The 22,906-nt window shown below is 66.6% G+C and carries 26 protein-coding genes; 13 read left to right on the forward strand and 13 right to left on the reverse strand.

The window, feature by feature from the left end; translation table 11 throughout:
* Together rcdA and A4249_RS08865 are read right to left on the reverse strand one after the other, a co-directional pair.
* Nucleotides 1–501: a protease adaptor protein RcdA gene (gene rcdA / locus A4249_RS08860; protein WP_055754989.1), complete on the reverse strand. Its 501-nt coding sequence runs from the start codon at nucleotides 499–501 to the stop codon at nucleotides 1–3.
* A gap of 109 nt (nucleotides 502–610) precedes the next feature.
* Nucleotides 611–814 carry a DUF1192 domain-containing protein gene (locus A4249_RS08865; protein ID WP_066552046.1) on the reverse strand — a complete coding sequence of 68 codons (204 nt, stop codon included), beginning with the start codon at nucleotides 812–814 and terminating at the stop codon, nucleotides 611–613.
* An 88-nt stretch (nucleotides 815–902) separates the two neighbouring features.
* Between A4249_RS08865 and A4249_RS08870 the strand changes: the two genes are divergently transcribed.
* On the forward strand, nucleotides 903–1,874 hold the full coding sequence (locus tag A4249_RS08870; protein WP_066552047.1) for an NAD(P)H-quinone oxidoreductase: 972 nt from the start codon (nucleotides 903–905) through the stop codon (nucleotides 1,872–1,874).
* Here the strand turns inward: A4249_RS08870 and A4249_RS08875 are convergent.
* Nucleotides 1,871–2,713 carry a beta/gamma crystallin-related protein gene (locus tag A4249_RS08875; protein ID WP_066552048.1) on the reverse strand — a complete coding sequence of 281 codons (843 nt, stop codon included), beginning with the start codon at nucleotides 2,711–2,713 and terminating at the stop codon, nucleotides 1,871–1,873. The two genes, A4249_RS08870 and A4249_RS08875, sit on opposite strands and share 4 nt — an antisense overlap.
* A gap of 220 nt (nucleotides 2,714–2,933) precedes the next feature.
* On the opposite strand from A4249_RS08875, the gene A4249_RS08880 reads away from it, so the two are divergent.
* Complete coding sequence (locus A4249_RS08880) at nucleotides 2,934–3,599, forward strand: DUF1013 domain-containing protein (protein ID WP_039245300.1); 666 nt, start codon at nucleotides 2,934–2,936, stop codon at nucleotides 3,597–3,599.
* A 183-nt stretch (nucleotides 3,600–3,782) separates the two neighbouring features.
* On the opposite strand, the gene A4249_RS08885 is transcribed toward A4249_RS08880, so the two are convergent.
* Nucleotides 3,783–3,956 carry a YdcH family protein gene (locus tag A4249_RS08885; RefSeq protein ID WP_017505994.1) on the reverse strand — a complete coding sequence of 58 codons (174 nt, stop codon included), beginning with the start codon at nucleotides 3,954–3,956 and terminating at the stop codon, nucleotides 3,783–3,785.
* 116 nt (nucleotides 3,957–4,072) lie between these two features.
* On the opposite strand from A4249_RS08885, the gene A4249_RS08890 reads away from it, so the two are divergent.
* From A4249_RS08890 to A4249_RS08920, 7 genes are all read left to right on the forward strand, one after another.
* The gene (locus A4249_RS08890) at nucleotides 4,073–4,675 is read left to right on the forward strand and encodes a UbiX family flavin prenyltransferase (RefSeq protein WP_066552049.1); all 603 of its coding nucleotides are present in this window, start codon (nucleotides 4,073–4,075) and stop codon (nucleotides 4,673–4,675) included.
* Nucleotides 4,672–5,136 carry a TIGR02444 family protein gene (locus tag A4249_RS08895; RefSeq protein WP_066552052.1) on the forward strand — a complete coding sequence of 155 codons (465 nt, stop codon included), beginning with the start codon at nucleotides 4,672–4,674 and terminating at the stop codon, nucleotides 5,134–5,136. The genes A4249_RS08890 and A4249_RS08895 overlap by 4 nt, the downstream gene beginning before the upstream one ends.
* A 50-nt stretch (nucleotides 5,137–5,186) precedes the next feature.
* Complete coding sequence (locus A4249_RS08900) at nucleotides 5,187–5,411, forward strand: YdcH family protein (RefSeq protein WP_055754995.1); 225 nt, start codon at nucleotides 5,187–5,189, stop codon at nucleotides 5,409–5,411.
* A 168-nt stretch (nucleotides 5,412–5,579) separates the two neighbouring features.
* Entirely contained in the window at nucleotides 5,580–6,221 is a 642-nt protein-coding gene (locus A4249_RS08905) for a M23 family metallopeptidase (RefSeq protein WP_066552055.1), read from the forward strand.
* 67 nt (nucleotides 6,222–6,288) lie between these two features.
* Nucleotides 6,289–8,175 (forward strand): CocE/NonD family hydrolase, encoded by a 1,887-nt coding sequence (locus tag A4249_RS08910; protein WP_231868677.1) that lies wholly within the window; start codon nucleotides 6,289–6,291, stop codon nucleotides 8,173–8,175.
* A gap of 74 nt (nucleotides 8,176–8,249) precedes the next feature.
* The gene (locus A4249_RS08915) at nucleotides 8,250–9,197 is read left to right on the forward strand and encodes an ABC transporter ATP-binding protein (RefSeq protein ID WP_066552059.1); all 948 of its coding nucleotides are present in this window, start codon (nucleotides 8,250–8,252) and stop codon (nucleotides 9,195–9,197) included.
* On the forward strand, nucleotides 9,194–10,552 hold the full coding sequence (locus tag A4249_RS08920) for an ABC transporter permease (RefSeq protein WP_066552061.1): 1,359 nt from the start codon (nucleotides 9,194–9,196) through the stop codon (nucleotides 10,550–10,552). Before A4249_RS08915 ends, A4249_RS08920 begins: the two co-directional genes overlap by 4 nt.
* A gap of 166 nt (nucleotides 10,553–10,718) precedes the next feature.
* Here A4249_RS08920 and rpsU read toward each other — a convergent pair whose 3' ends face one another.
* Nucleotides 10,719–10,961 (reverse strand): 30S ribosomal protein S21, encoded by a 243-nt coding sequence (rpsU, locus tag A4249_RS08925; protein WP_026108547.1) that lies wholly within the window; start codon nucleotides 10,959–10,961, stop codon nucleotides 10,719–10,721.
* A gap of 188 nt (nucleotides 10,962–11,149) precedes the next feature.
* Here rpsU and A4249_RS08930 point away from each other — a divergent pair, with 188 nt between their 5' ends.
* Together A4249_RS08930 and A4249_RS16620 are read left to right on the forward strand one after the other, a co-directional pair.
* Nucleotides 11,150–11,797, forward strand: coding sequence for a COQ9 family protein (locus A4249_RS08930; RefSeq protein WP_045810502.1), 648 nt, complete (start codon nucleotides 11,150–11,152; stop codon nucleotides 11,795–11,797).
* Nucleotides 11,798–11,864: 67 nt separating this feature from the next.
* Nucleotides 11,865–12,041, forward strand: a complete 177-nt coding sequence (locus tag A4249_RS16620) for a hypothetical protein (protein WP_156494682.1) — start codon at nucleotides 11,865–11,867, stop codon at nucleotides 12,039–12,041.
* A gap of 511 nt (nucleotides 12,042–12,552) precedes the next feature.
* Here A4249_RS16620 and A4249_RS08935 read toward each other — a convergent pair.
* Both A4249_RS08935 and purE read right to left on the reverse strand, forming a co-directional pair.
* Nucleotides 12,553–13,635, reverse strand: coding sequence for a 5-(carboxyamino)imidazole ribonucleotide synthase (locus A4249_RS08935; protein ID WP_066552063.1), 1,083 nt, complete (start codon nucleotides 13,633–13,635; stop codon nucleotides 12,553–12,555).
* A complete protein-coding gene (gene purE / locus A4249_RS08940) occupies nucleotides 13,636–14,127 on the reverse strand; it encodes a 5-(carboxyamino)imidazole ribonucleotide mutase (RefSeq protein WP_055804233.1) in 492 nt (163 codons plus the stop codon). It abuts the gene before it with no gap.
* Between the two features lie 183 nt (nucleotides 14,128–14,310).
* Here purE and A4249_RS08945 point away from each other — a divergent pair, with 183 nt between their 5' ends.
* On the forward strand, nucleotides 14,311–14,874 hold the full coding sequence (locus A4249_RS08945; RefSeq protein ID WP_066552065.1) for a GGDEF domain-containing protein: 564 nt from the start codon (nucleotides 14,311–14,313) through the stop codon (nucleotides 14,872–14,874).
* A 22-nt stretch (nucleotides 14,875–14,896) separates the two neighbouring features.
* On the opposite strand, the gene A4249_RS08950 is transcribed toward A4249_RS08945, so the two are convergent.
* The 3 genes from A4249_RS08950 to A4249_RS08960 form a co-directional block, all read right to left on the reverse strand.
* Nucleotides 14,897–16,699, reverse strand: a complete 1,803-nt coding sequence (locus tag A4249_RS08950) for an autotransporter domain-containing protein (RefSeq protein ID WP_066552066.1) — start codon at nucleotides 16,697–16,699, stop codon at nucleotides 14,897–14,899.
* A gap of 114 nt (nucleotides 16,700–16,813) precedes the next feature.
* Complete coding sequence (gene serA, locus A4249_RS17175) at nucleotides 16,814–18,706, reverse strand: phosphoglycerate dehydrogenase (RefSeq protein ID WP_066552068.1); 1,893 nt, start codon at nucleotides 18,704–18,706, stop codon at nucleotides 16,814–16,816.
* Between the two features lie 121 nt (nucleotides 18,707–18,827).
* Nucleotides 18,828–19,367, reverse strand: a complete 540-nt coding sequence (locus tag A4249_RS08960) for a hypothetical protein (RefSeq protein WP_066552069.1) — start codon at nucleotides 19,365–19,367, stop codon at nucleotides 18,828–18,830.
* 187 nt (nucleotides 19,368–19,554) lie between these two features.
* Here A4249_RS08960 and A4249_RS08965 point away from each other — a divergent pair, with 187 nt between their 5' ends.
* Nucleotides 19,555–20,478, forward strand: a complete 924-nt coding sequence (locus A4249_RS08965) for an Hsp33 family molecular chaperone (protein ID WP_066552071.1) — start codon at nucleotides 19,555–19,557, stop codon at nucleotides 20,476–20,478.
* Between the two features lie 37 nt (nucleotides 20,479–20,515).
* Here the strand turns inward: A4249_RS08965 and phoB are convergent, their stop codons facing one another.
* From phoB to pstB, 3 genes are read right to left on the reverse strand one after another with little or no spacing between them, the layout of a single operon-like run.
* The gene (gene phoB / locus A4249_RS08970; protein ID WP_017505977.1) at nucleotides 20,516–21,208 is read right to left on the reverse strand and encodes a phosphate regulon transcriptional regulator PhoB; all 693 of its coding nucleotides are present in this window, start codon (nucleotides 21,206–21,208) and stop codon (nucleotides 20,516–20,518) included.
* A gap of 20 nt (nucleotides 21,209–21,228) precedes the next feature.
* Nucleotides 21,229–21,954 (reverse strand): phosphate signaling complex protein PhoU, encoded by a 726-nt coding sequence (phoU, locus tag A4249_RS08975; RefSeq protein WP_017505976.1) that lies wholly within the window; start codon nucleotides 21,952–21,954, stop codon nucleotides 21,229–21,231.
* Between the two features lie 4 nt (nucleotides 21,955–21,958).
* Nucleotides 21,959–22,906: a phosphate ABC transporter ATP-binding protein PstB gene (gene pstB / locus A4249_RS08980; RefSeq protein ID WP_066552072.1), complete on the reverse strand. Its 948-nt coding sequence runs from the start codon at nucleotides 22,904–22,906 to the stop codon at nucleotides 21,959–21,961.

Consider the following 22,906-nt stretch of genomic DNA (forward strand, 5'->3'; position numbering starts at 1 on the left):
TCAGCCCCTGAAGGCCGCCTCAAGCATGCCCATCTGGCTGAGCACCGGGTTTTCCGGGGCCTGATCCTGATCGTCGGCATACATGCGGCGATCCAGATACAGGGTGCGGTCGAACAGCTTTTCCGAACGCACGAGGTATTCAATCAGGGCGATCGGAAGTTCGGCGTGGCTGGGCTCGGCGTCGATGCGGCGCTCGTTCAGGCGATAGCGCGGCTCGCAGGCGGTTTCCGGCGACATGTCGTCTTCGCGTACGGCGCGCTGGACCAGGAGCCAGGAGGCGATCTGCATCAGGCGGGTGGTCAGCTTCATGCTCTCAGCCGCATAGGCAAGGGCGGCGGCGCGCGACAGCATCTTGGAGTCGCGACGGCCCTCGCCGTCCAGATAGGCGGCGGTTTCTTCGACCAGTTCCATGCCTTCGCGGAAGGTGCGATCGAACAGCTCCGACCGGGCGAAATCGCGAACGGTGCGGCTGCGGTCAGCGGGGGATGGAGCGGAGGTCATTTGAGCATTGATCATCAGAGAAGGTCGGGTCCGTCCTGCAATCGGCCCCTGGCAGCGCCGTTCGCACGAAAGATGCAACGCTCATGCCATGCCAGCGGATCATTCGCGATCACGAACCGAAGTTGAACAGGGCGTCGGCGGCGTTTTTCTTGGAGCGTTTCGTCTCGATCGCGGCTCGCGAGCGCGTGATCTCGGCCTCAAGCGCGGCGATCCGCTCCTGCAAATCCTCGACGGCGTAAACATCCAGATGTTCGCGTGACAGGGCCCGCAGCGGTTCACCGCGTTGCGGGCGGGGTTCAAGATCTTCGAACATCGTCGCCTTCCTTTCGCGCTGTCATGGCCAAGGCGGTCCACAATCCCTATCTGAACGCCCGGATACGGACGAATGCAAGGCGAGTGCGATGCGCGTGATCGAAATCGAAGGCGGTTCCGGACCGGCCGAGGCCCTGAAAATCGCCGAACGGCCCGATCCCGTGGCGAGGCCGGGTCAGGTGCTGATCCGGGTGCGGGCGGCGGGTGTGAACCGGCCGGACCTGCTGCAACGCACCGGCGCCTACCCCCCTTCCCCCGGCGCGTCGGACGTTCTGGGGCTTGAAATCGCCGGCGAGATCGAGGCCGTCGGAGAGGGCGTCACGCGCTGGGCGGTCGGCGACCGGGTCTGCGCCCTCCTGGGCGGCGGCGGCTATGCGGAGTTGGCCGTGGTCGACGCGCGTCATGTCCTGCCGATCCCCGAGGGTCTGGATTACGTGCAGGCGGCCGTGCTGCCGGAAACCGTCTTCACCGTCTTCGCCAATGTGTTCGAGGGCGGCGCGTTGAAGGCCGGCGAGACGTTGCTGATCCACGGGGCGACCAGCGGCATCGGCGTGACGGCCATCCAGATGGCCAAGGCGGCCGGCGCCCGAGTGATCGCCACCTCACGCGGGGCGGACAAGGCCGCAGCCGCCAAGGCGCTGGGCGCGGACATCAGCCTGGACGCCAAGAGCGACGATCTGGAGGCGCAGATCCGCGAGGCGGGCGGCGCGGACGTGGTTCTGGACATGGTGGGGCGCGATTACGCCGCCTTGAACCTGAACAGTCTGAATGCAGGCGGGCGTTGGGTGGTCATCGCCTCCCTGACCGGCCCCAAGGTCGAGATGGATCTGCAGCGGATCATGCTGAAGCGATTAATCCTGACGGGATCGACCTTACGCAGCCGCCCGGCAGACGAAAAGGCGCGTCTGACCGCGGCTGTCGAGGCGACCGCCTGGCCGTGGGTCGCATCCGGCAAGGTGAAGCCGCCAGTTCAGGCGGTGTTCGCGTTGGAGCAGGCGGCCGATGCGCACGCCGAACTGGAAGCCGGCGAGCACATCGGCAAGATCGTGCTGAGCGTCTAGTAGCGCCCGCCGCGCACGGGGCGCAGCGACGAGATGTTGTCGTTGAAGCCGCCGTTCAGGAAGCGGACATCGCCTTCGACGATGCGGCAGCGTCCCCGGAACTCGGCGTCGGTGCAGACTTCCCAGCGGCCTTCGACGCGCATCGAACTGATGCGGTCATTGAACGGGGTGCGGCCCAGGTTGCGGTCCTCGCTGGTGAACTCACGCGAGGCGCCCCGGAAGTTGGCGTCGTCATAGACGGTGATCGAGGACCGACCCCAGCCGCCGCCATTGCCGCCGCCCCATCCCTCTTCGCCTTCCCACTGACCTCGCACCGGGCCACAGACCAACAGACCATTTTCGTTCGCGATGACGAAGCGGCCGCAGCGGCTGTAGTCCAACGAGCTGGCGCGACGATCCCGACCGCCGCCCTCGCAACGGGCGAACAGGCGACCGCCGCGCACCGAGGCGTCCGTGCAGCTTTGGCGATAACTGCCCTGGGGCGCGCGGCCGGCGCCAGCGCCCCAGTCTGGACCGCCGTTGCCCGGCCCACCATTGCCAGGCCCCCAGCCGCCGCCGGGACGGCCGGGCTGGCTGTCTTCATAGTCGCCACGGAACCGCCCGCAGACCAGCAGGCCGTTGTCGTTGTTGATCTCCTCGCCGCCGCAGCGGTTCAGCTCGATCGAAGTGCCGCGCATCCGGCCGCGCGTATCGCGGCAATCGGCATAGAGACGACCGCGATTCACATAGGCTTCCGAACACGACTGGGTATATCCGCCGCGCGGGGCGACGCGTTGCTGCGCATAGTCCTGGCCCGAGGCCATCGCTGCGGCCAGAGCCGCGCCAAGCAGAATGGACATGGTGGTTCTCCTCTCCCGAAGCTGAAAAGCTTCATTACCGCGAAGGTTGCGTCAGGGCGGATGAACCGTTGCTGTATAGGATTGTCGCTCAGCGTTTTCTTTTGTGTCGAATAGGCCTATATCGGCATCATACGCGCCCGGTCGAAAGGCCGGGCGCCGTCGTATCCAACGCCAGCCGAAGCCTCATTCGGCGGCTCAACAACACCGGGACGAACGCCCCATGAGCGACATTTTGATGCCCAAGGCCACTGCGGTCTGGCTGGTCGACAACACCTCTCTCAGCTTCGAGCAGATCGCCGACTTCTGCGGCCTGCACCCGCTAGAAGTTCGCGGCATCGCCGACGGCGACGTGGCGCGCGACATCCGTGGCGTCGATCCCGTCACCGGCGGCCAGCTGACGCGCGAAGAACTGGACAAGGCCCAGGGCGACGAAAACTATCGCATGAAGGCGATCGTCAGCCGCCACGCCGAACTGCTGAAGTCGGCTAAGCCGGCGCCGAAATACACGCCCGTGTCGCGTCGCCAGGACCGCCCCGACGCCATCGCCTGGTTCGTGCGTAACCACCCCGAGGTGACGGACGCCCAGATCGCCAAGATGCTGGGCACGACCAAGTCCACCATCGAGAGCGTGCGCAACCGCACCCACTGGAACAGCGCCAACATCAAGCCGGTCGACCCGGTGACCCTCGGCCTGGTCGGCCAGCTGGCGCTGGACGAGATCGTCAAGAAGGCCGCCGACAAGAAGGCCAAGGACGACCTGAAGAACGGCGGCGGCACGATCCAGCCCGTCGAACAGGTCGAGGCCGAGCCCGAGTTCGTGCCGGAAGCCCGCCAACGTCCCGGCGCCGAGCCGACGGCGGAATCGGTGTTCGGCACCAAGGACTGATTTCAGTCCGTCACCCTCGGGCTTGACCCGAGGGCCGGGCGTCGATGCGGCTGTGCGTTGCTTATTCGCACAGGCAGCGGACGCTCCGATCCTCGGGTCAAGCCCGAGGATGACGAAACCAGGAAAGCAAACGGCCCCGGAGAGCGATCTCCGGGGCCGTCGTCGTTTTCAGGGAGGCGGACGCTAGGTCGCGCGCGCCTCCAGACTGGTGATTTCTTCCTTCAGCCGAAGCTTCTTCTGCTTCAGCGCCCTGACCTGCAACGGATCCGTGGATGGGCGGGTAAGCTCCTTCTGGATGGTCTCATCCAAGGTGCGATGACGATTACCCAGTTCGCGAATACGAGCCTCGATGGTCATGGCTTGCGCCTCCTTTGGTTAGGGACCAGTAGAGTGAGCGCCCGGTTTGGCGCGCTGTGTAATCACTTTCCAGTGACAGCCCGTCGCCCCGGACCCGAAGGAGGCTGACCCCCAAAATGGACGATGATGTGAACGGAGCCATACGGAACCCGCCTGCCAGACTGGTGGTCGGAATTTCAGGGGCTTCCGGCGCCGTCTATGGCGCCCGGGTGCTGGACGCGCTGAACGATCTGGGCGTCGAAAGCCATCTGGTCGTGACCAAGGCCGCCCTGCTCACATTGTCGCAGGAGACCGATCTGTCGCCCGACGAACTGACGGCCAAGGCGTCGGTGGTTCACAAACTGGGCGACGTGGGGGCGACGATCGCCTCCGGCTCGTTCCGCACCATGGGCATGATCGTGGCGCCCTGCTCGATCAAGACGATGAGCGAGATCGCGACCGGCGTGACCTCCACCCTGCTGACGCGTGCGGCGGACGTGACGCTGAAAGAGCGGCGACCGCTGGTGCTGATGGTCCGCGAAACGCCGTTCCACCTGGGCCATCTGCGCACCATGACGTCCTTAGCCGAAATGGGCGCGATCATCGCCCCGCCCCTGCCCGCGCTTTACGCCAGGCCGAGCTCGATCATGGAGATGGTCGATCAGTCGGTGGGGCGGACGCTGGACCTGTTCGGCCTGGATTGGGGCGCGGTGCGGCGCTGGGAAGGCCTGAATTCATGAGGCTGTGGGACTGGGCGGTCGCCGCCTATGGCGCGCCGGGGGTCGGCGAGGCGTGTCTGGCGCTGCAGGACAGCCACGACCAGAACGTGCCTGTGCTGCTGTGGTCCGCCTGGGTCGCGGCGACAGGCCGAAAGCCGGACGAAGAGACGATCGAGGCGGCCTGCGACACGGCCCGCGCCTGGGACAGCGTCGTCGTCGCCCCGCTGCGTTCGGTGCGGCGGACCCTGAAGGCGCCGGTGCCCGATATCGACGACGGCCCGCGCGAGAGCGTGCGCAACCGCATCAAGGCGCTGGAACTGGAGGCGGAACGGCATTTGCTGGATGCGCTGGAGGCGCTGGCGCCCGAACCCAGCGGACCGGCCCGCCCGATCATCGACGGCCTGGCAGCCACGGCGCGGATGTGGGCCGACGTGACACCGCGCCCGGCCCTGATCCGGCTCGCAGACGCCCTTCCGGCCTGAGATCAGCGTGGCTATAAGCGGCTTGAGACGAGCGGCGTGGAGATGACACGATGAACGACGACACGCCTGCGATCACCGAAGAAATGGTCGAGCTTCACGCGCGGGTGAAGCATCTGCGCCAGGAACACGCCGACCTTGACGCCTCGATCGAAGCCTTGGGTCAGGCCGCCATTCCCGATCAGCTGATGATCGCCCGGCTGAAGCGCAAGAAGCTGGCGCTGAAGGACGAGATCGTGAAGCTGGAAGACCGCATCCTGCCCGACATCATCGCCTGATCTGGCCGGGCAGGCGGCCGGTTCCGCCCTGCGACCATCCGCCGCCCTGCCCTAGCCCCAAAGTCGCCAAAGCCCGCGGGCATAAGCCGTCCTCCCACGGAACGCCGTGCGCTGTCGGGGCGCCGCTTCCTTCATTCCAGAGCGTAGAGACGCTGGAGAGGCCGCCGAATGCGACGCCTGCTGTCCAACGCGCCGATGGCGCGGTGCAAGACCCTGTTGATCCACTCCGGCCAGACGGCCGCCTTCGCCGCCGTGGCCGTGTTCGCCGCCGCCGCCGCGCCAAATGCTGCGCGCGAGGCCGCCTTGCCGCCGCCGACCCAGATCGCCGCGCCGGTGTCGCCGCCCCTGAAGGCTGAAGTCGAGAAGGCGGGTCCGATCACGCGCCAGATCGCCTTCACCGCCCCGGTGCGCGGCTATGCGATCAACTCACCGTTCGGCCTGCGCAAACTGGCCATCGAAGCCAAGGCGCGCGCGCACAAGGGCGTGGATATCGCCGCGCCGAAAGGCACGACCGTCTTCACCGCCGCCGAGGGCGAGGTCATCCGCACGGGCTATGACCCCGAGGGCTATGGCAACTTCATCCAGGTGCGCCACCCCAACGGCATGAGCACCCTGTACGGCCACCTGAGCCGGATTGATGTGGCGAATGGCGACGCTGTCGCGCCCGGTCAGCGCATCGGTCTGGTCGGCTCCACCGGCTATTCCACCGGCCCGCACCTTCATTTCGAGGTCCGTCGCGGCGGTGCGCAGGTCAATCCGACCAAGGTGGTCGATCGCCATTTCGAAGTGACGGTGAAGGCCAAGGCCTGACGCGCATTGCGTTGCGACGGGCGTAGCAAACGTCCTAGTGTCCCCTCTCGTTCTGGGAGGGATGAACATGAACAAGATCGTCGCCGCCGTCGTCGCGGGCTTGTTGGCCGCCACGCCCATCGCCGCCTCGGCGCAGGACTATGGGCGCTACAGCGACGGTGCCGCACAGACCGAGCTGTCGCGACTGGCGGATGTGCAGATGGCGGTCATGGTGCCGATGCGCGACGGCGTGGGACTGGCCACCAATGTCTATCGCCCCAAGAACGCATCCGGCCCCTTGCCGACCGTTTTCGTCCGCACGCCCTATAACGAGCTGGCCTACAACGCCCGCACCACCCGCTCGGCTCTGAGCTGGGTCAGCAAGGGCTATGCCTTCGTCATCCAGAACGAGCGGGGACGGTATTTCTCGGGCGGCGACTATCAGATCCTGGGCTATCCACAGACCGACGGCTATGACGCCCTGACGTGGATCGCGGCCCAGCCCTGGTCGAACGGCAAGGTCGGCACCTTGGGCTGTTCGTCCTCCGCAGAGTGGCAGCTGGCCCTGGCGGGCCAGAACCACCCGGCCCACGCCGCCATGGTGCCCCAGGCCTCGGGCGCCGGCATCGGCAAGGTCGGACGGTTCCAGGAACAGGGCAACTGGTACACCGGGGGCGTGCCGCGCAACCTGTTCTTCGTGTGGCTGTACGGCGTGGACAATCCACAGCGCGCCCAGATCCCGATGGATCTCGATCAGGAAACCCGCGCCCGAATCGTCCGCTACAACGACCTGGACGCCAAGAAGCCGGATGTGAACTGGCCCAGCCAGATCCGGCATCTGCCGGTCAACGAGATGCTGAAGGACCTGGGCGAGCCGGCCGGCACGTTCGAGGAACTGATCGCGCGCACCCCATCCGATCCGGCCTGGCGTCAGGGCGGCCTGTATCACGACGACATGGGCTGGGGTGTGCCGTCCCTGTGGTTCAACAGCTGGTATGACGTCTCGATCGGGCCGAACATGGAGCTGTTCAACCACGCCCGGTCCACGACCCAGGATCGCGAGGCGGCCGAGAACCAGTACGTCGTGGTCGGCCCCAACAATCACTGCGCTTTTGGCGGCCTGGGGCCAAACTACAAGTCGGGCGACCGCCCGCTAGGCGACGCCACCTTCGACAGCGACGCCCTGGTGCACGCCTGGTTCGATCGCTGGCTGAAGGGCGAGCGCCGCGCCTTCCCCGAGAGCACGCCGCATGTGCAGTATTTCAACATGGGTGAAAACGCCTGGCGCACGGCCGCTCAGTGGCCTCCGGCCGGGGTCAAGACGGTGCGGATGTACCTGCGCTCGGGCGGCGGGGCCAACAGCTTGAATGGCGACGGCCTGCTGAGCCTTCAGGCGCCGCCCGCCGGCGAACCGGCCGACCGCTATCGCTATGATCCGATGAACCCGGTCCAGACCATCGGCGGCGGCGATTGCTGCAACGGTGGGCTGGTCACGGCCGGGGCCTTCGATCAGCGGCCGATCGAAGCGCGCAACGACGTGCTGGTCTATACGTCGGAGGCGCTGACAGAGCCGATGCAGGTCACTGGCTTCATCGATGCGGTGCTGAAGGTGTCGTCCTCTGCGCCCGACACCGATTTCGCGGTCAAGCTGGTGGACGTGGCGCCAGACGGCACGGCCTATATCCTGGGCGACACCATCATGCGGGCGCGCTATCGCAACGGCTATGACCATCCAGCGCCCCTGACGCCGGGCCAGGTGGCGACCGTGCAGCCCACGCCGTTGACCATCAGCAACACCTTCCAGCCCGGTCACCGCATCCGGGTCGAAGTCACCAGCTCCAACTTCCCCAAGTTCGTGCGCAACCTGAACACGGGCGGACTGAACGAGACCGAGAGCCAGGGTGTGGTCGCCGACAACGCCGTCCATCACGCGGGCGACGACGCGTCCTACATCGATCTGCCTGTGGTGAAATAGGCGCCCCTGCGCCGAAGTCGCTGGCGTCCCCTGTCGTCGGATTCTAGGCTGACGACAGGGATTTGGGAGGCGACATGGCGGCGTTGACGCTGGATGGGGTGAACAAGCGGTACGGCGATTTCCACGCCGTGCGCGATCTGAGTTTTCAGGTCGAGAAGGGGTCGATCTGCGGCTTTCTGGGACCGAACGGGGCGGGCAAAACCTCGACCCTGCGAATGATCCTGGGGTTGCAGCCAGCGACGTCGGGACGGATCGAAATCCTGGGCGCCGACGACGGGCGTAAGGTGCGCGACCGGATCGGTTTCCTGCCCGAGGAACGCGGCCTCTATAAAAAGATGACGCCGGTCGAGGCCATCGCCTTCTTCGGCGCGCTGAAAGGCCTGCCGGTCGCCGAAGGCCGCAAGCGCGCCAAGACCCTGCTGGAGCAGCAGGGGCTCGGCGAGGCGCAGAAAAAGAAGATGAAGGAGCTGTCCAAGGGGATGGCGCAGAAGGTGCAGCTGATCGCCTCGGTCGTGCACCATCCCGAGTTCGTCATCCTGGACGAGCCCTTCTCCGGTCTGGACCCGATGAACCAGCAGGGCCTGGAAGCGATGATTCGCGGGCTGGCCGCGAACGGGGCTACGGTGCTGTTCTCCACCCACGTGATGCAGCATGCCGAGCGGCTGTGCGACAAGGTCGTGCTGCTGGCGCGTGGCAAGAAGGCGTTCGAGGGGACGGTGGACCAGGCCAAGGCCACCTCGCCGCGCTTCCTAAATCTGGACGGCGCGATCAGCGCGGACGCCGCCGCCGCCCTGCCCGGCGTGGCGGGCGTCGAGACCCTGTCCGAGGTGAACGGTGTGCGTCGTCTGAAGATCGCCCTGGCGCCCGGCGCCGGGGGTCAGGACACGTTGAAGACGGCTTTCCTAGACGGCCTGGACGTGCGCGGCTTCGCACTGAAGGAGCCGACGCTGCACGACGCCTTCATCGGCCTGACCGGCGACCATCCCGACCAACCCGTCGCATCCGTGGAGGCTGTCCGATGAACCGCACCCTGCTGATCGCGCGACGCGAATATGTCGCCTACGCCAAGACCGTCGGCTTCTGGCTGTCGCTTCTGGCCTTCCCGCTGTTCGCCGTGCTGGGCGGCGGCATTCCGGCGCTGATCAAGGCCTCCGAGCCGATCAAATCGGTGGCGGTGATCGAGGAAGGCCCCAATGCGACGGGTCTAGCCGCCGCCGTGCGCGCCTCGTTGCAAGCCGATGTGGACCGTCAGAACAACCGCCTGCGCGAAGCCGCCGAAAAGGGACAGGCGGGCGCCGGGCGCGCCGTCGCCTCCATCACCGGCCCCAAGATCCGTCTGGTTGACGCGCCGCCCGCCATCGCCGACGCCGTCGGCCCGGCCCGTGACGAGGCGATCCGCAAGGCGCTGGACAAACAGACCTCGAAGGCCAGGCGCCTCGACGCCGTAGTCTTCCTGAGCCGCACGGATGGCAAGCCCGCCGCCCAGGTCTGGACCGCGCGCGCCACCGACAACGACGTTTCCGGCTTCGTCCGAAATGCCCTGCGTGATGCCCGACGCACCGAACTTCTGACCGCCGCCGGGGTCGCCCCGGCCGTGGCGCAGGAGGTTCAGACCTTCCGACCCGAGGTGAAGTCCTTTTCGCCCAGCGCGGCCAGCGGGGGCGAGGTGTCGATGCGTGACCGGATCCCGTCCTTCATCGGCCTGGGCGTCGGCTTCCTCTTGTGGTCGCTGGTCATCACAGGGGCCTCCATCCTGCTGAACAGCGTGATGGAGGAGAAGTCGAACAAGATTCTGGAGGTGCTGCTGTCCTCAGCCTCGGCGACCGAAATCCTGACGGGCAAGGTGCTGGGCGTGGCGCTGCTGACCCTGACGGTCATGGGGGTCTGGGGCGGGATCGGGGCCTTCACCCTGATTTCGGCCTCGCCCGAGACGGCGGCGACGGTCGGACAAGTTCTGCTGCACGACGGCCTGATCTTCTATTTCATCGCCTATATGGTCGGCGGCTACCTGATGTATGCGGTGCTGTTTGCGGCCATCGGCGCCTTCTGCGAGACGCCGCGCGACGCCCAGACCCTGATGGGGCCGATCATGATGATCCTGGTCGTGCCGATCCTGGTGATGCAGATGGCCCTGACCAGCCCGGATGCGCCTGTGGTCAAGGTTCTGTCCTGGATCCCGTTCTTCACCCCCTTCCTGATGAGCGCGCGCGCGCCCAGCGATCCGCCGCTGGTGGAGGTGGTTCTGACGCTGATCGGCATGTTCGCGACCGCCGCCTTCATGGTGTGGATCGCCGGGCGGGCGTTCCGCGCCGGCGCGCTGTCGGATGTAAAGCTGAGCTGGAAGAGCTTCGGCCGGGCGATCACCGGGCAGGCGTAGGCGGCACGGTTGTCTCCTCCCTGTCGCGTCGCGATGGGGAGGTGGCGCGGCGCTTCTTCTGTGGGACTTCAAGAGTCCTGCACAACGCTCCGCAGAAACGAAACGCAAAGAAAAAGGCCGCTTCCCGAAGGAAGCGGCCTTAAATCTTTCGGCTTTCGCCGGGGTCTTAACGACCGCCGGGAACGCGCGGCTTCGGCGCGGGCAGCAGGCCCTCGCGCTGCATGCGCTTGCGCGCCAGCTTGCGGGCGCGACGGATGGCTTCGGCCTTTTGACGGGCGCGCTTTTCCGAGGGCTTCTCGAAGTGCACGTGGCGCTTCATTTCACGGAAGCTGCCCTCGCGCTGCATCTTCTTCTTCAAGGCTTTGAGCGCTTGGTCGACGTTGTTGTCGCGAACGAAAATCTGAACCAGGTTAAACTCTCCTTTGGCCGCCCGCCGCGTCCTGTGAGGGAGACGGGCGAACAAAATAAAATCGTCTTCCGACAGCCGGGCTTTCGGATGAAGGCGCGCTGATACACGAGCCGCCCCCTTCTGTCCAGATCGTCGCGACCATTCTTCAAGGCTCGAAACGCCATGACGACCGGCGTATGATCGCCCTTATGACCGAGACGACAGACTGGGCCGACCGGACCGAACAGACCGTGCTGGACGCCGCCATCGCCCGCGCGCCCGCGCTGGGTTGGAATGCGCGTCTGGTGCGCGAGGCCTGCGAGGCGTGCGGCCTGTCACAGGGCGACGAGGAACTGCTGCTGCCCAACGGCGCGCGCGATCTGGCAGCCCTGCTGTCGCGCCGCCACGATGCGCGAGCGCTGGCGGCTCTAGGTGAAATCGACGCCAAGTCGCTGAAGATTCGCGAGCGAATTGCCCGCGCCGTGTCCGAGCGGATGGAGGCCGGCGCCGCGGATCTGGAGGCCACGCGTCGCTGCGCCGCCTTCCTAGCCCTGCCCGTCAACGCCGATCTGGGGCTGAAACTGGCCTGGGAGAGCGCGGATCATCTGTGGCGCTGGGCCGGGGACGAGGCGACCGACTGGAATCACTATTCGAAGCGGACGATCCTGTCGGGCATCCTGATTCCCGCCCTGACCCTGCGCTGGTTCGACGGACGCGAAGCGGCGGAGGCCTTCGTCGCCCGCCGGATCGAAAACGTCATGGCCTTCGAGAAGTGGAAGGCGGGCAAGGACTTCGACGCGCCGTTCCGAAAAGTCAGCGATGCGCTGAGCCGCATGCGGTATGGGGCGCGGGTATAGGGTAAACATGCCCAGATTGTCGACAAGCGCAACTCATGCGACCATCGCGCCGAATGGAGATGGCGAGATGCGTAAGATGGTTGCCTTGAGCGGCATCGGCGTTTTGGCGGGATCGACCCTACTGGGAGTGCTCTTCTATCAAGAGGCGCCGTCGCGAGAAAAGCCCGCCATATGCTGGGTCAAAAGCCAACCGATTCCCAATGGCACGCTCAATGTCGTGCGGTGCGCCGAAGCAAAAGCTTAGACCTTTGCGGAACGAAGCTCGGCGCGATTGTCGCGCAACGCCTGATCGCGACCGGATTGGTGTCCAAGTTGGTAAACTCCGACGCCTAGGATAAAAACTGCAACGCCAAGGATTGCGCCTGCCAGCACGCGTGAGCGGCCAGCTCCGTCTGAAGCTCTTTGGTCTCCGCGCGCGCCGTCGACAGCCGCTGACGAACTGATCAGCGACAATGCCATCGGAAACAGAAACGCTGGGGTGTTCATGGTCAGACGCTCCTGGTGATTGCAGATCGATTGTCACGCTCTGCGGCGTCTTTTCCCAAGCGTCCGCCAAGGTCTACACCGGCGACAATCAAGGCCACAGCAGCTGCAGCCACGGATACGCCGAGCGCGCTGAAACGTGACGATCGACGGGGACCGAGCGCGCCGATTACTCCAGTACCGGAGGTGATCAGCAGAAGCGCGAGTGACAGCATCAGCGACAACGACATGGTTCGAGCATGACGTAAGTTGCGTTCAGTGCAACTCAAATATCAGCTGGCGCCCAACACCCGATTCACATGCGCCATCTTGCGGCCGGGGCGGGCCTCGGCCTTGCCGTAGAGGTGCAGGCGTTCGTCGGACTTGGCCGACAGCTTGCGCCAGTCCTCGACTTCGTCGCCCAGCAGGTTTGTCATTTCGATGCGGGCGTGGGCCGTCGTGGGGCCGAGCGGCCAGCCGGCGACGGCGCGGATATGCTGTTCGAACTGGTCGCAGACGCAGCCGTCCTGGGTCCAGTGGCCGGTGTTGTGAACGCGCGGAGCGATCTCGTTGACCAGAAGCACGTCGTCTCCGAGGTCGAACAGTTCGACGCCCAGAACGCCGACGTAGTCCAGCCCGTCCAGGATCGCCTCGGCGATGGCGCGGGCGCGAACTTGGGTTTTCTCGTCCACGGCGGCGGGGGCCAGGGTGGTGCGCAGAACGCCGCCTTCGTGCCGGTTCTCGCCCAGCGGATAGACCGCCATATGGCCGTCCCAGTCGCGGGCAGCGATGACCGACAGTTCGCGCACGAAGGTCGCCTTGGCCTCCAGGATGGCCGGACGACCGCCCAGGCTTTCCAAGGCGGCGGGCGCGTCCTCGATGGCGTGGATCCAGACTTGGCCCTTGCCGTCATAGCCTTCGCGACGGGTCTTCAGGAGGGCGGGCAGGCCCAGTTCGGTCAGGCCGACGACCAGATCGTCCAGCGTGTCCACGACGGCGAAGGCGATCGTCGGGGCGCCGACGGCGTTCAGGAAGGTCTTTTCGTCCACCCGGTCCTGCGACACGCGAAGCGCGGTCGGTCCCGGCGCGACGAGGGCGCCGGCTTCGGCCAGACGCTCGATGGATTCGGCCGGCACGTTCTCGAACTCGAAGGTGACGACGTCTGCGGCGCGGCCCAGCGCCGACAGGGCCTTTGGGTCGTCATAGGCGGCGACGATCTGGCGCGCCGAAACCCGGCCGGCCGGGCTGTCGGCCTCGGGGTCCAAGATCACGACGTCGAAGCCCAGGCGCGAGGCGGCCTGGCTCAGCATCCGGCCCAGTTGGCCTCCGCCGATGATGCCGAGGGTCGAACCGGGGGGAAGCGGAAGATCAGGCACTCAGTCCTCGACGGTTTCTGCGACGGATTCGGTCTGGGCGGCGCGGAAGGCGGCCAGGCGTCCGGCCAAGCCCTCGTCCGACAGGGCCAGGATCTGGGCGGCCAGGATGCCGGCGTTGGCCGCCCCCGCCTCGCCGATGGCCAGGGTGGCGACCGGAACGCCGGCCGGCATCTGAACGATCGACAGAAGGCTATCCATGCCCTTCAGCGCCTTGGACTGGACCGGCACGCCCAGCACCGGCAGTTCGGTCATGGAGGCGGCCATGCCTGGCAGATGGGCGGCGCCCCCTGCTCCGGCGATGATGACCTTGTATCCGGCAGCCTTGGCGCCCGTGGCGAAATCGACCAGGCGTTTGGGCGTGCGGTGGGCGCTGACGACCTTGGCGTCCCAGGCGACGCCCAGTTGATCCAGGCGATCGGCGGCCAGCTTCATGGTCGGCCAGTCGGACCGGCTGCCCATGATGATCGCCACCGGGGTTTCGGAAGTCGCCATGTCTGCAAGGCCCCTCGCGGAAAGGCGCCGGTTACAGCACGCGGGTGACGCCCGCAACCGCAACACCGTGATTTCAGCCGCGTCGGCCCGTAATGTCGGCCTTCAATGTCAGCGGATCACGCTCTACCATCGTTCGACCGCGCGACGCAGACTGAGTCGCGCCTTCGGAGCCAACCCTGCGCCGTGACCGACGTGGCCGAACACGACCTGACCGCCGAGATCGCGCGCCTGCGCGTCGAGCTGGAAGCGTGGAAGACGCGCGCCGCGGCCGCCGAGGCCGCCGCCGACCATGATGTGCTGACGCCCGCCCTGAACCGGCGCGGCTTCATCACGGCGATGCAACGGACCATGGCCTATTGTCAGCGGCACGGGGTGCCGGCGGTGCTGCTGTATCTGGACATGGACGGGTTCAAGAGCGTCAACGACAGCCTGGGCCATGCCGCCGGCGATGCAGCCCTGGTCGCGGTGGCCGAGCTGTTCCTGGCCAATCTGCGCGAGTCGGATGCGGTGGGCCGGCTGGGCGGGGACGAGTTCGCCCTGCTGATGTTGCACGCGGGCTATGAAGAGGGCCGGGCCAAGGCGCGTCAGCTGGCCGAGGCGCTCAAGACCGAAGGCTTCGTCTGGGACGGCCAGAAGACTGAACTGGGCGGCTCTTTCGGGGTGCGCGCCTGGGACGGCCATACCGACGCCGAGGTCTGGCTGACCGAGGCCGACGCCGCCATGTGGGTGAGGAAGATGGGGCGCTGAGGCCCCTTCCCGCTCCTGCCGCTTAAAGCGGCAGTTTCAGCTGAATGCCGCCCATGTGGCTGTCGGCGTGGTCGCCGAAGCGGCCGCGATAGCCGACCGTCACCTTGACCGGGCCGAGCGAACCCTCGACGCCGGCCGAGGCCAGGAACTGGCCGCCGAACGGATCGTCGATCTCGCGCGACAGCACCTGAGCCGGGTTGTTGTAGAGACCGACGCGCACCGGATCGGAGCTGTCGTCCAGGGCGTCGCGGTAGCCCCCTTCGGCGAACAGGCCGAACCCGCCCATTTCCGCTTCGGCGCGCAGGGCGACCTCGCCTGTCAAGGCCTTCACAGTGCGATCGCCGTACTGATACTGGGCGCCGACGCCCTGTTCGTAATAGCCGTCCACGTCGCTGGACACGTAGGCCAGGGCCGCGCGGGGCGACAGGGCGACGCCGCCCATGTCCAACCACATGCCGCCTTGCAGACGCGCGCCGCTGCTGAGCGCGCGGGTTTCGGCGGTGTGGACGATCGGCGCCAGGCTGGTGGTGCGTTCGATGTCGTCGATGTTGTCGCGCGCCACGCCGACGGCGGCGTTGACGAAGACATCGCCCGAGCGCCAGCCGCCATAGACGTCCAGGCCGAAGCTTTCGACGTTGAACTGCAGCGCCTGGCTTTCGACGTCGGTGTTGCGCGCCGTGCCGGCCAGACCGAAGCGCCAGTTGGCCGAAGGGCCGGCCTCAAGCGCGATACGGGCGCCCCAGCCGTCGCTCGACGAGCTGCTGACCGAGCCGCGCGCGTCGGTGTCGACGCTGTCGACCAGGGCCGAAGTTATGACGGACACGCCGGCCTCCCACGGCTGGCGACCCGACAGGGCCTCGCCGGCGGCGTCCAAGGCGTCCTCGCGGTGACGATAGGCCGTCTCGCCCTGCAAGGTCGATTGAGCGCCGATGTCGCCATAGTAGAGGTAGTCGGTCGCCAGCTGGGCGATGATCCGATGGCCCGCCGCGGTCGGGTGCACGCCGTCGAAGTAGAAGTAGCTGTCCGGGTTCGTGCAGACCGTCACGCCGTTGAAGCAGGGCTGGGTGATGTTGGTGATGCCGAATAGGCCCGGATTGCCGGCCAGGGTGTCACCGATCTTGAACAGGTCCATCATGATGATGTTGCTGCCTGGGCGGGCGGCGGCCGTGGCGGTCAGATTGGTCTGAAGCGCTGTGTTGAAGGTGGTGACGGCGAAGTCGGCCAGGGGCGCGGCGGTCGTGCCGCGGAACTGAGGCGTCAGGCTGAGCTTGGGCAGGTTGGTGACCAGGATGGTCCCGGCCCCCGCGCCCGCCACGGTGTTGACCAGGCTGTTGATGTTGGCGGCGGCCGTGGTTGCGACCGGGGTGATGGCGGCGACCGGGCTGGCGGAAGCGCCGGCTGCGGGCAGACCCTGGAAGATGTCGTTGGCGCCGCCCAGGACGCTGACCAGATCCGTCGAGCTGAATCGGCCGCCCGCGGCGGTGTAGCGCGACAGCTGGTTCAGCATGCCGAACGGCACGCCGGCCGAGGCGTCGGTGCGCGAGCCGCCGAAGGCGTAGTTGATGCTGCCCGTGACCGAGCCGTTGAAGTTGGCGGCGTTGAAGCCCAGCAGTTCGACGAAGGTCGGACCGTTCGAGAAGCGGCGCGCATAGGGCGGCGACGGCGGCTGGGTCCCGCCCGAGATCAGAAACAGGTTGCCGTTGTCGCTGAGGCTGTCGCCGAAGACGACGAGACGGTTGTAGGTCTGGGCCGAGGCCGAGCCGGCAAAGGCGCAGGCGGCGAGCGCCAGAGCGGCGACGGCGCCGCCGGTGATGAAGCGTGACATGAAATTCCTCCCGCAGCCGTCGTTGCGCGGCCGTTCGACGTGAGGATGCGCCAGTTCACGCAGAGCGCAAGATGCCGCGAGGTCAGCTTTGAGAAGATATTTGCGAGCGACGTATCACTGCAACGTGCGGAACTTCAGCGTGCCCGGCACCGTCTTGAGTTCGCGCAGCGCCTCCGGGTCGTAGTCGCGGTCCACATCGGTGATGACATAGCCCGTGCGCTCGTCCGTTTTCAGATGCTGGCCCAGGATGTTCAGGCCCGCCGACGCCAGGGCGCGGTTCAGTTCGGCCAGCACGCCCGGCTGGTTCCTGTGGATGTGCAGGATGCGGTGCGCGCCCGAAACTTCGGAAAGCTGGACGTTGGGCAGGTTGACGCTGAACGTGGTGTCGCCCCGGTTCAGATAGCCGAGCAGGCGTTCGGCCGCGAACTCGGCGATGGCCTCCTGCGCTTCTTCGGTCGAGCCGCCGATGTGCGGCGTCAGGATCATGTTGGGCAGGCCCTGAAGCGGGCTCTCGAAGGGGTCGGCGTTGGTGCGCGGCTCTTCGGGGAAGACATCGACGGCGGCGCCGGCGACCCGGCCCGAGCCAATCGCCTGGGACAGGGCGCCGACATCGACCACATGGCCGCGCGCCAGGTTCAGGAACAACGCGCCTTCCTTCATTCGGCCAAACTGGGCCGCACCGAAGATGTTGGCGTTCTCCTTGCGGCCATCGACATGCAGGGTGACCACGTCGCTTTCGGCCAGAAGCGCGTCCAGCGAGCGCATGCGGCGCGCATTGCCCAGGGCCAGGCGCTCCGACAGGTCATAGAACAGCACCCGCATGCCCAGGTTTTCGGCCAGGACCGACAACTGGCTGCCGATCGCGCCGTAGCCGACGATGCCCAGGGTCTTGCCGCGCAGTTCCTTTGAGCCGGTGGCGGACTTGTTCCACTTGCCGACGTGCATGGCCGCCGACTTGTCCGCCACGTCGCGCATCAGGACGATCATCAGGCCGATGGCCAGTTCGACCACCGAGCGAGTGTTCGAATAGGGGGCGTTGAACACCGCCACCCCGTGATCCGAGGCCGCGTCCAGGTCGATCTGGTTGGTGCCGATGCAGAAGGCCGCGACGGCCATCAGGCGATCGGCCTGTTCCAGCACGCGGCGGCTGACCGTGGTCTTGGAACGGATGCCCAGGACATGGACGCCCTTGATGGCCGCGATCAGATCGTCCTCGTCCAGCGCCCCCTTCTGGGTTTCGACCGAATAGCCCGCCTCTTCCAGCCGCTCCACGGCGGCGGGGTGGATGTTTTCCAGGAGCAACATCTTCATTCGGCTGCGCGGGAAGGACCAGCGGCCGACAAGGCCCTCGGCATGCAATACCTCGTCGAGCGACGCGGCCTCGGCGTCGGCGACCTGGACCACCGGCGGGCGGCGCACGACCTCGGTGAAGGCGTAGAAGGCGTCGGCGGCGCCCGCGATCTTGACCTCAGCGTCGTTCCAGCCGTCGCCCACCATGACGACGCGACCGGACAGGTTCAGGCCGTGAATGGCGGTCGGCTTGCCGTTGGCGTGCGACAAGGGGTTGGCGTCGTCCACGCCCACCACGCGGTCGTCGGCGTCATAGATCAGGTCATTGCACAACACGCGATCAGCAGAGACGCCCAGCTCTTCGGCGACGGGCGCAATCACCTCGCGGAAGCCGCCGGAGAGGATGACGACCTTGCCCTTGTTCTGCTGGAAGAAGTTCAGGTTGCGTCGCACCGACGCCGTCAGGTGGTCCGACGCGCTCTGGGCAAGTGCGGCGACATGGGCGCGGGTCAGCGGCAGCAGCGCCAGCCGGCGGCGCAAAGCCTCGCCGAACTCGATCTCTCCGGCCATGGCCTGATCCGTCAGGGCGGCGATCTGGGTGCGGGTTTCGACTGCGCCGGGCGCTTCCGCCAAGGCGATGTCGGCCAACCCCTCAAGGGTCTCGAAATCGACCAGGGTCGAATCGAAGTCGAAGATCAGGGTGGGTCGCGCGCTCATGGGCGGCGTCTTAGCGGCCTTCGCGCCTGCGGCAAAGCCGAGCGATGCTGCTCACTGTGGGCAGATGCGCTAAAAGTTTGCCACCCGTCGCGATTTTCACCGAGCGGGCGGCACGAAAATGTCAGAAGCGCGCGATACGACGCACGTGACTGTCGGGACGACGGCTTTCGAGCACGGCTGCGCCGACGGCTGCGGCGATGGTCGCCACCGCCAGCAGCGCGCCGCCTTCGCGGGCATGGTCGCGCGCATACTGACTGGCGTCGTCGGCATAGCGGCGCGCCGTCTTGCCATGCTTCTTCAATGCCTTCTTGCCGTCCTTGCGGGCCGAACGGAACCAGTCGTCGGCGCGGTCGCGGAAATCGTAGGCGCTGTCTGCGGCGCGGTGGCGGGCGTCGCGCGAAAGGGCTCCGGCGCGTTCACCCACATCCTCGGCGCGGTGGCGGAAGGCGTCGACGGCGTCGTGGAAACGGTCGCGCAGTTCGGACTTATCGACCCAGCCGCGCGGGTCGATGCGCGACTTGATGCGCTGGTAACGGGTGGGGCCACTGCGTTGCGTCAGATAGACGACGGCGACAGCGCCGAGCGCGACCGCGAGGAGGCTGCCGGCGGTGATGCCGGGGTGTTTGCGAATCTCTTCAATCGGATCGATGTCGCGGATCATCGGCGGAACCTCTTCCAGTTATTGGCGTCATGAACGGAGCGACGGCTCCGCTTGAGCCAAAAGAGCGATCCGCGCCGAAATCGGTTCCGTCGCCCGCCCCAGCCCCAGCGGATTAGCCCCCTTATCAAGTCGCTTACGGGCGCCTACATAGCCGCGATCCCCAAATGACGCCCCAAAGGACCTCGCCGTGACCGATCACGCGCCCAACATTCCCGTTTCCGACGATCTGGCCGCCGCCTTCCAGATCGAAGGCTGGCCCGTGCGCGGTCGCCTGGTTCGCCTGGGCGCGACCATCGACAAGATCCTGGCCGCCCACGCCTATCCGGAGCCGGTCGCCGCCCTGTTGGGCGAGGCCTGCGCCTTGGCGGCCCTGATCGGCTCCAGCCTGAAGTTCGAGGGTCGCCTGCTGGTCCAGGCCCAGGGCGACGGCCCCGTGCGCTATGTCGTCGCAGACTATGGCACCGACGGCTCGCTGCGCGGCTATTGCCGCTACGACGAGGCTGAGGTGGCCGAAGCGTCGCAGGGGTTCGCCCGGCCCGGCGCCCGCTCGCTGCTGGGCCAGGGCGTCTTCATCATGACGCTGGATCGCGGCCCGGATTTTGAGCGCACCCAAGGGATCACGCCGATCGAAGGCGAGAGCCTGTCGCTGGCCGCCGAACACTATTTCCAGCAGTCGGAACAGGTGCCGACCAAGGTGCGCCTGGCCGTCGGCCAGGTTCAGACCGAGGCCGGATCGCAGTGGCGCGCCGGCGGGGCGATGATCCAGATCATCGCCGGCGACGAGGCCCGCGGTTCGACCGAAGAGGTCTGGGACCGCACGCGGGCCCTGTTCGGCACGCTGGGCGATGACGAGCTGGTCGATCCGACGATCTCGCCCGAAACCCTGCTGTTCCGCCTTTTCCACGAAGACGGCGTGCGGCTGGAGGGCGCGCGAGAACTGACGGCCGTTTGCCGTTGCTCGCGCGAACGGATCGCCTCGGTCCTGGCCTCGTTCGATCCCGCCGAGCGCGCCGACATGTTGGAGGACGACGGCAAGATCCGCGTCACCTGCGAATACTGCGCCACGGTCTATGCGCTGGACCCCAACGAAGTGGTCGCAGAGCAGATTTGAATTGCAAAGGGCGGCTCCGAGAGCCGCCCTTCTCGTTTTAGCCTTCCAGATCCAGCGAATAGCCCGCCGAGCGGACCGTGCGGATGGGGTTGGCACTTTCGTCGGCGATGGCCAGGGCTTTGCGCAGGCGCCCGACGTGAACGTCGACGGTGCGGGCCTCGACATAGACGTCCGAGCCCCAGACGGCGTCCAGCAGCTGCTCGCGGCTGAACACCCGCCCGGGGTGCTGCATGAAGTGGTCCAGCAAGCGGAACTCGGTCGGGCCCAGATGGACCTCCTTGCCGTTGCGCTTCACCCGGTGCGAGACGCGATCGACGACGATGTCGCCGTGGTTCAGGCGGTCGTCGGCCAGGCCCGGACGAATGCGGCGCAGGACGGCGCGGATGCGCGCGATCAACTCGACCATCGAAAAGGGCTTGGTCAGATAGTCGTCGGCGCCGGTGTCCAGACCGCGAACCCGGTCGCTCTCCTCGCCGCGCGCCGTCAGCATGATGATCGGCAGGTTGCGGGTCTCGGCCTTGCCGCGAATGCGACGGCAGACCTCGATGCCCGACAGCTTGGGCAGCATCCAGTCCAGCAAAACCAGATCGGGCAGACGCTCGTCGATCTGGAGCATGCCCTCCTCGCCGTCGGCGGCGACGGCGACGTCGTAGCCTTCCTTTTCGAGATTGTACTGAAGAAGGGTCGCCAGCGCGTCCTCGTCTTCCATCACAAGGATATAGGGCTGCACGTCGGGTCTCCGGTCTCGGGTCAGTGCGTCGAAAGGTTCGGCGTCGGATCGGAATCCTCAGCCGTGGGCTGGGCGCGTGGGCGTTCGCCCACGATGTCTTCGCCCGTGATCTCGTAGTGGACGGTTTCGGCGATGTTGGTCGCGTGGTCGCCGATCCGCTCCAGGTTCTTGGCCATGAAGAGCAGATGGGTACAGGCGCCGATCGTGCGCGGATCGCCCATCATGTAGGTCAGCAATTCGCGGAACAGGGCGTTGTAGTGCTCGTCGACCTCGTCGTCGGTCTGCCAGACGGCGACGGCGCGATCGAGTTCCGAGGCCGTATAGGCATCCAGCACGTCGCGCAGGCGGGTCGAGACCAGCCGTCCCATCCGCTCGATCGAACGGGTCAGGGGCTGCATCGGTTGGGCTTCGGCCAGGATCAACGCGCGCTTGGCGATGTTCTTGGCCAGGTCGCCTGTGCGCTCCAGATCGGTGGCGATCTTCATGGCGCCCAGGGTGCGGCGCAGGTCGCTAGCGACCGGCTGGCGCAAGGCGATCAGGCGGATCGCCTTCTTCTCGATATCGCGGTGAAGGGCGTCCAACTTCAGATCGCGTTCGACCACGGCGCGGGCCAGAGCGATATCGCGCCGGGCGACGGAATCGATGGCGTCCGCAACCTGGGCCTCGGCCAAGCCGCCCATGCGGGCGATCTCGGCCGTGATCTGGTTCAGTTCGTCGCCATAGGCTTTGACGGTGTGCTGGTTCATCGGATTAGCCGAAGCGTCCCGTGATGTAGTCGAGCGTGCGCCGTTCGCGCGGATTCTGGAAGATGTCTTCCGTGTCCCCGGTCTCGACCAGACGGCCCATGTGGAAGAAGGCGGTGCGTTGCGACACACGCGCGGCCTGGGCCATCGAGTGGGTGACGATGACGATGCAGAACCGCTCGCGCAGTTCGTCGATCAGCTCCTCGATCCGCGCCGTGGCGATGGGGTCCAGCGCCGAGCAGGGCTCGTCCATCAGGATGACTTCGGGGTTCACGGCGATGGCGCGGGCGATGACCAGACGCTGCTGCTGACCGCCCGAAAGTCCCATGGCCGACGATTGCAGGCGGTCGGCGACCTCTTCCCACAGGCCGGCGCGCTTCAGCGCCTTTTCAACGACCTCGTCCATCTCGGCTTTGGACGACACCAGGCCGTGGATCTTGGGTCCGTAGGCGACGTTTTCGTAGATCGATTTCGGGAAGGGGTTCGGACGCTGGAACACCATGCCGACGCGGGCGCGCAGAAGCACCGGGTCGATGGAGCGGTCGTTGATGTCCTCGCCGTCCATGGCGATGCGGCCCGTGACCTTGGCCCCGGCGATGGTGTCGTTCATGCGGTTCATGGTCCGCAGGAAGGTGGACTTGCCGCAGCCCGACGGGCCGATCAGGGCCGTGACGGTCTTGTCTGGAATATCCAACGAGACGTCGTAGAGCGCCTGTTTGCCCTCATAGAAGACCGAGACGTCGCGCGCGGCGATCTTGATCGGACCGACGGGCGGGCTGTCGACCACGGCGGGGCCCGACCGGGGCGTAGCGTCCTCGACACGCGGTTCAGCGGCTGCGCTCTTGGACGGGGCGATCTCGGGCAGGACCTGACCGCCCATGCGCGGCGCTTCGGTCGGATCGACCGAGCCGGCGCCGGTTTGGTCCTCGGCGGAGCGGAAAATACGGAATTTCAT

This window comes from Brevundimonas sp. GW460-12-10-14-LB2, from assembly GCF_001636925.1.
GTDB lineage: Bacteria > Pseudomonadota > Alphaproteobacteria > Caulobacterales > Caulobacteraceae > Brevundimonas > Brevundimonas vesicularis.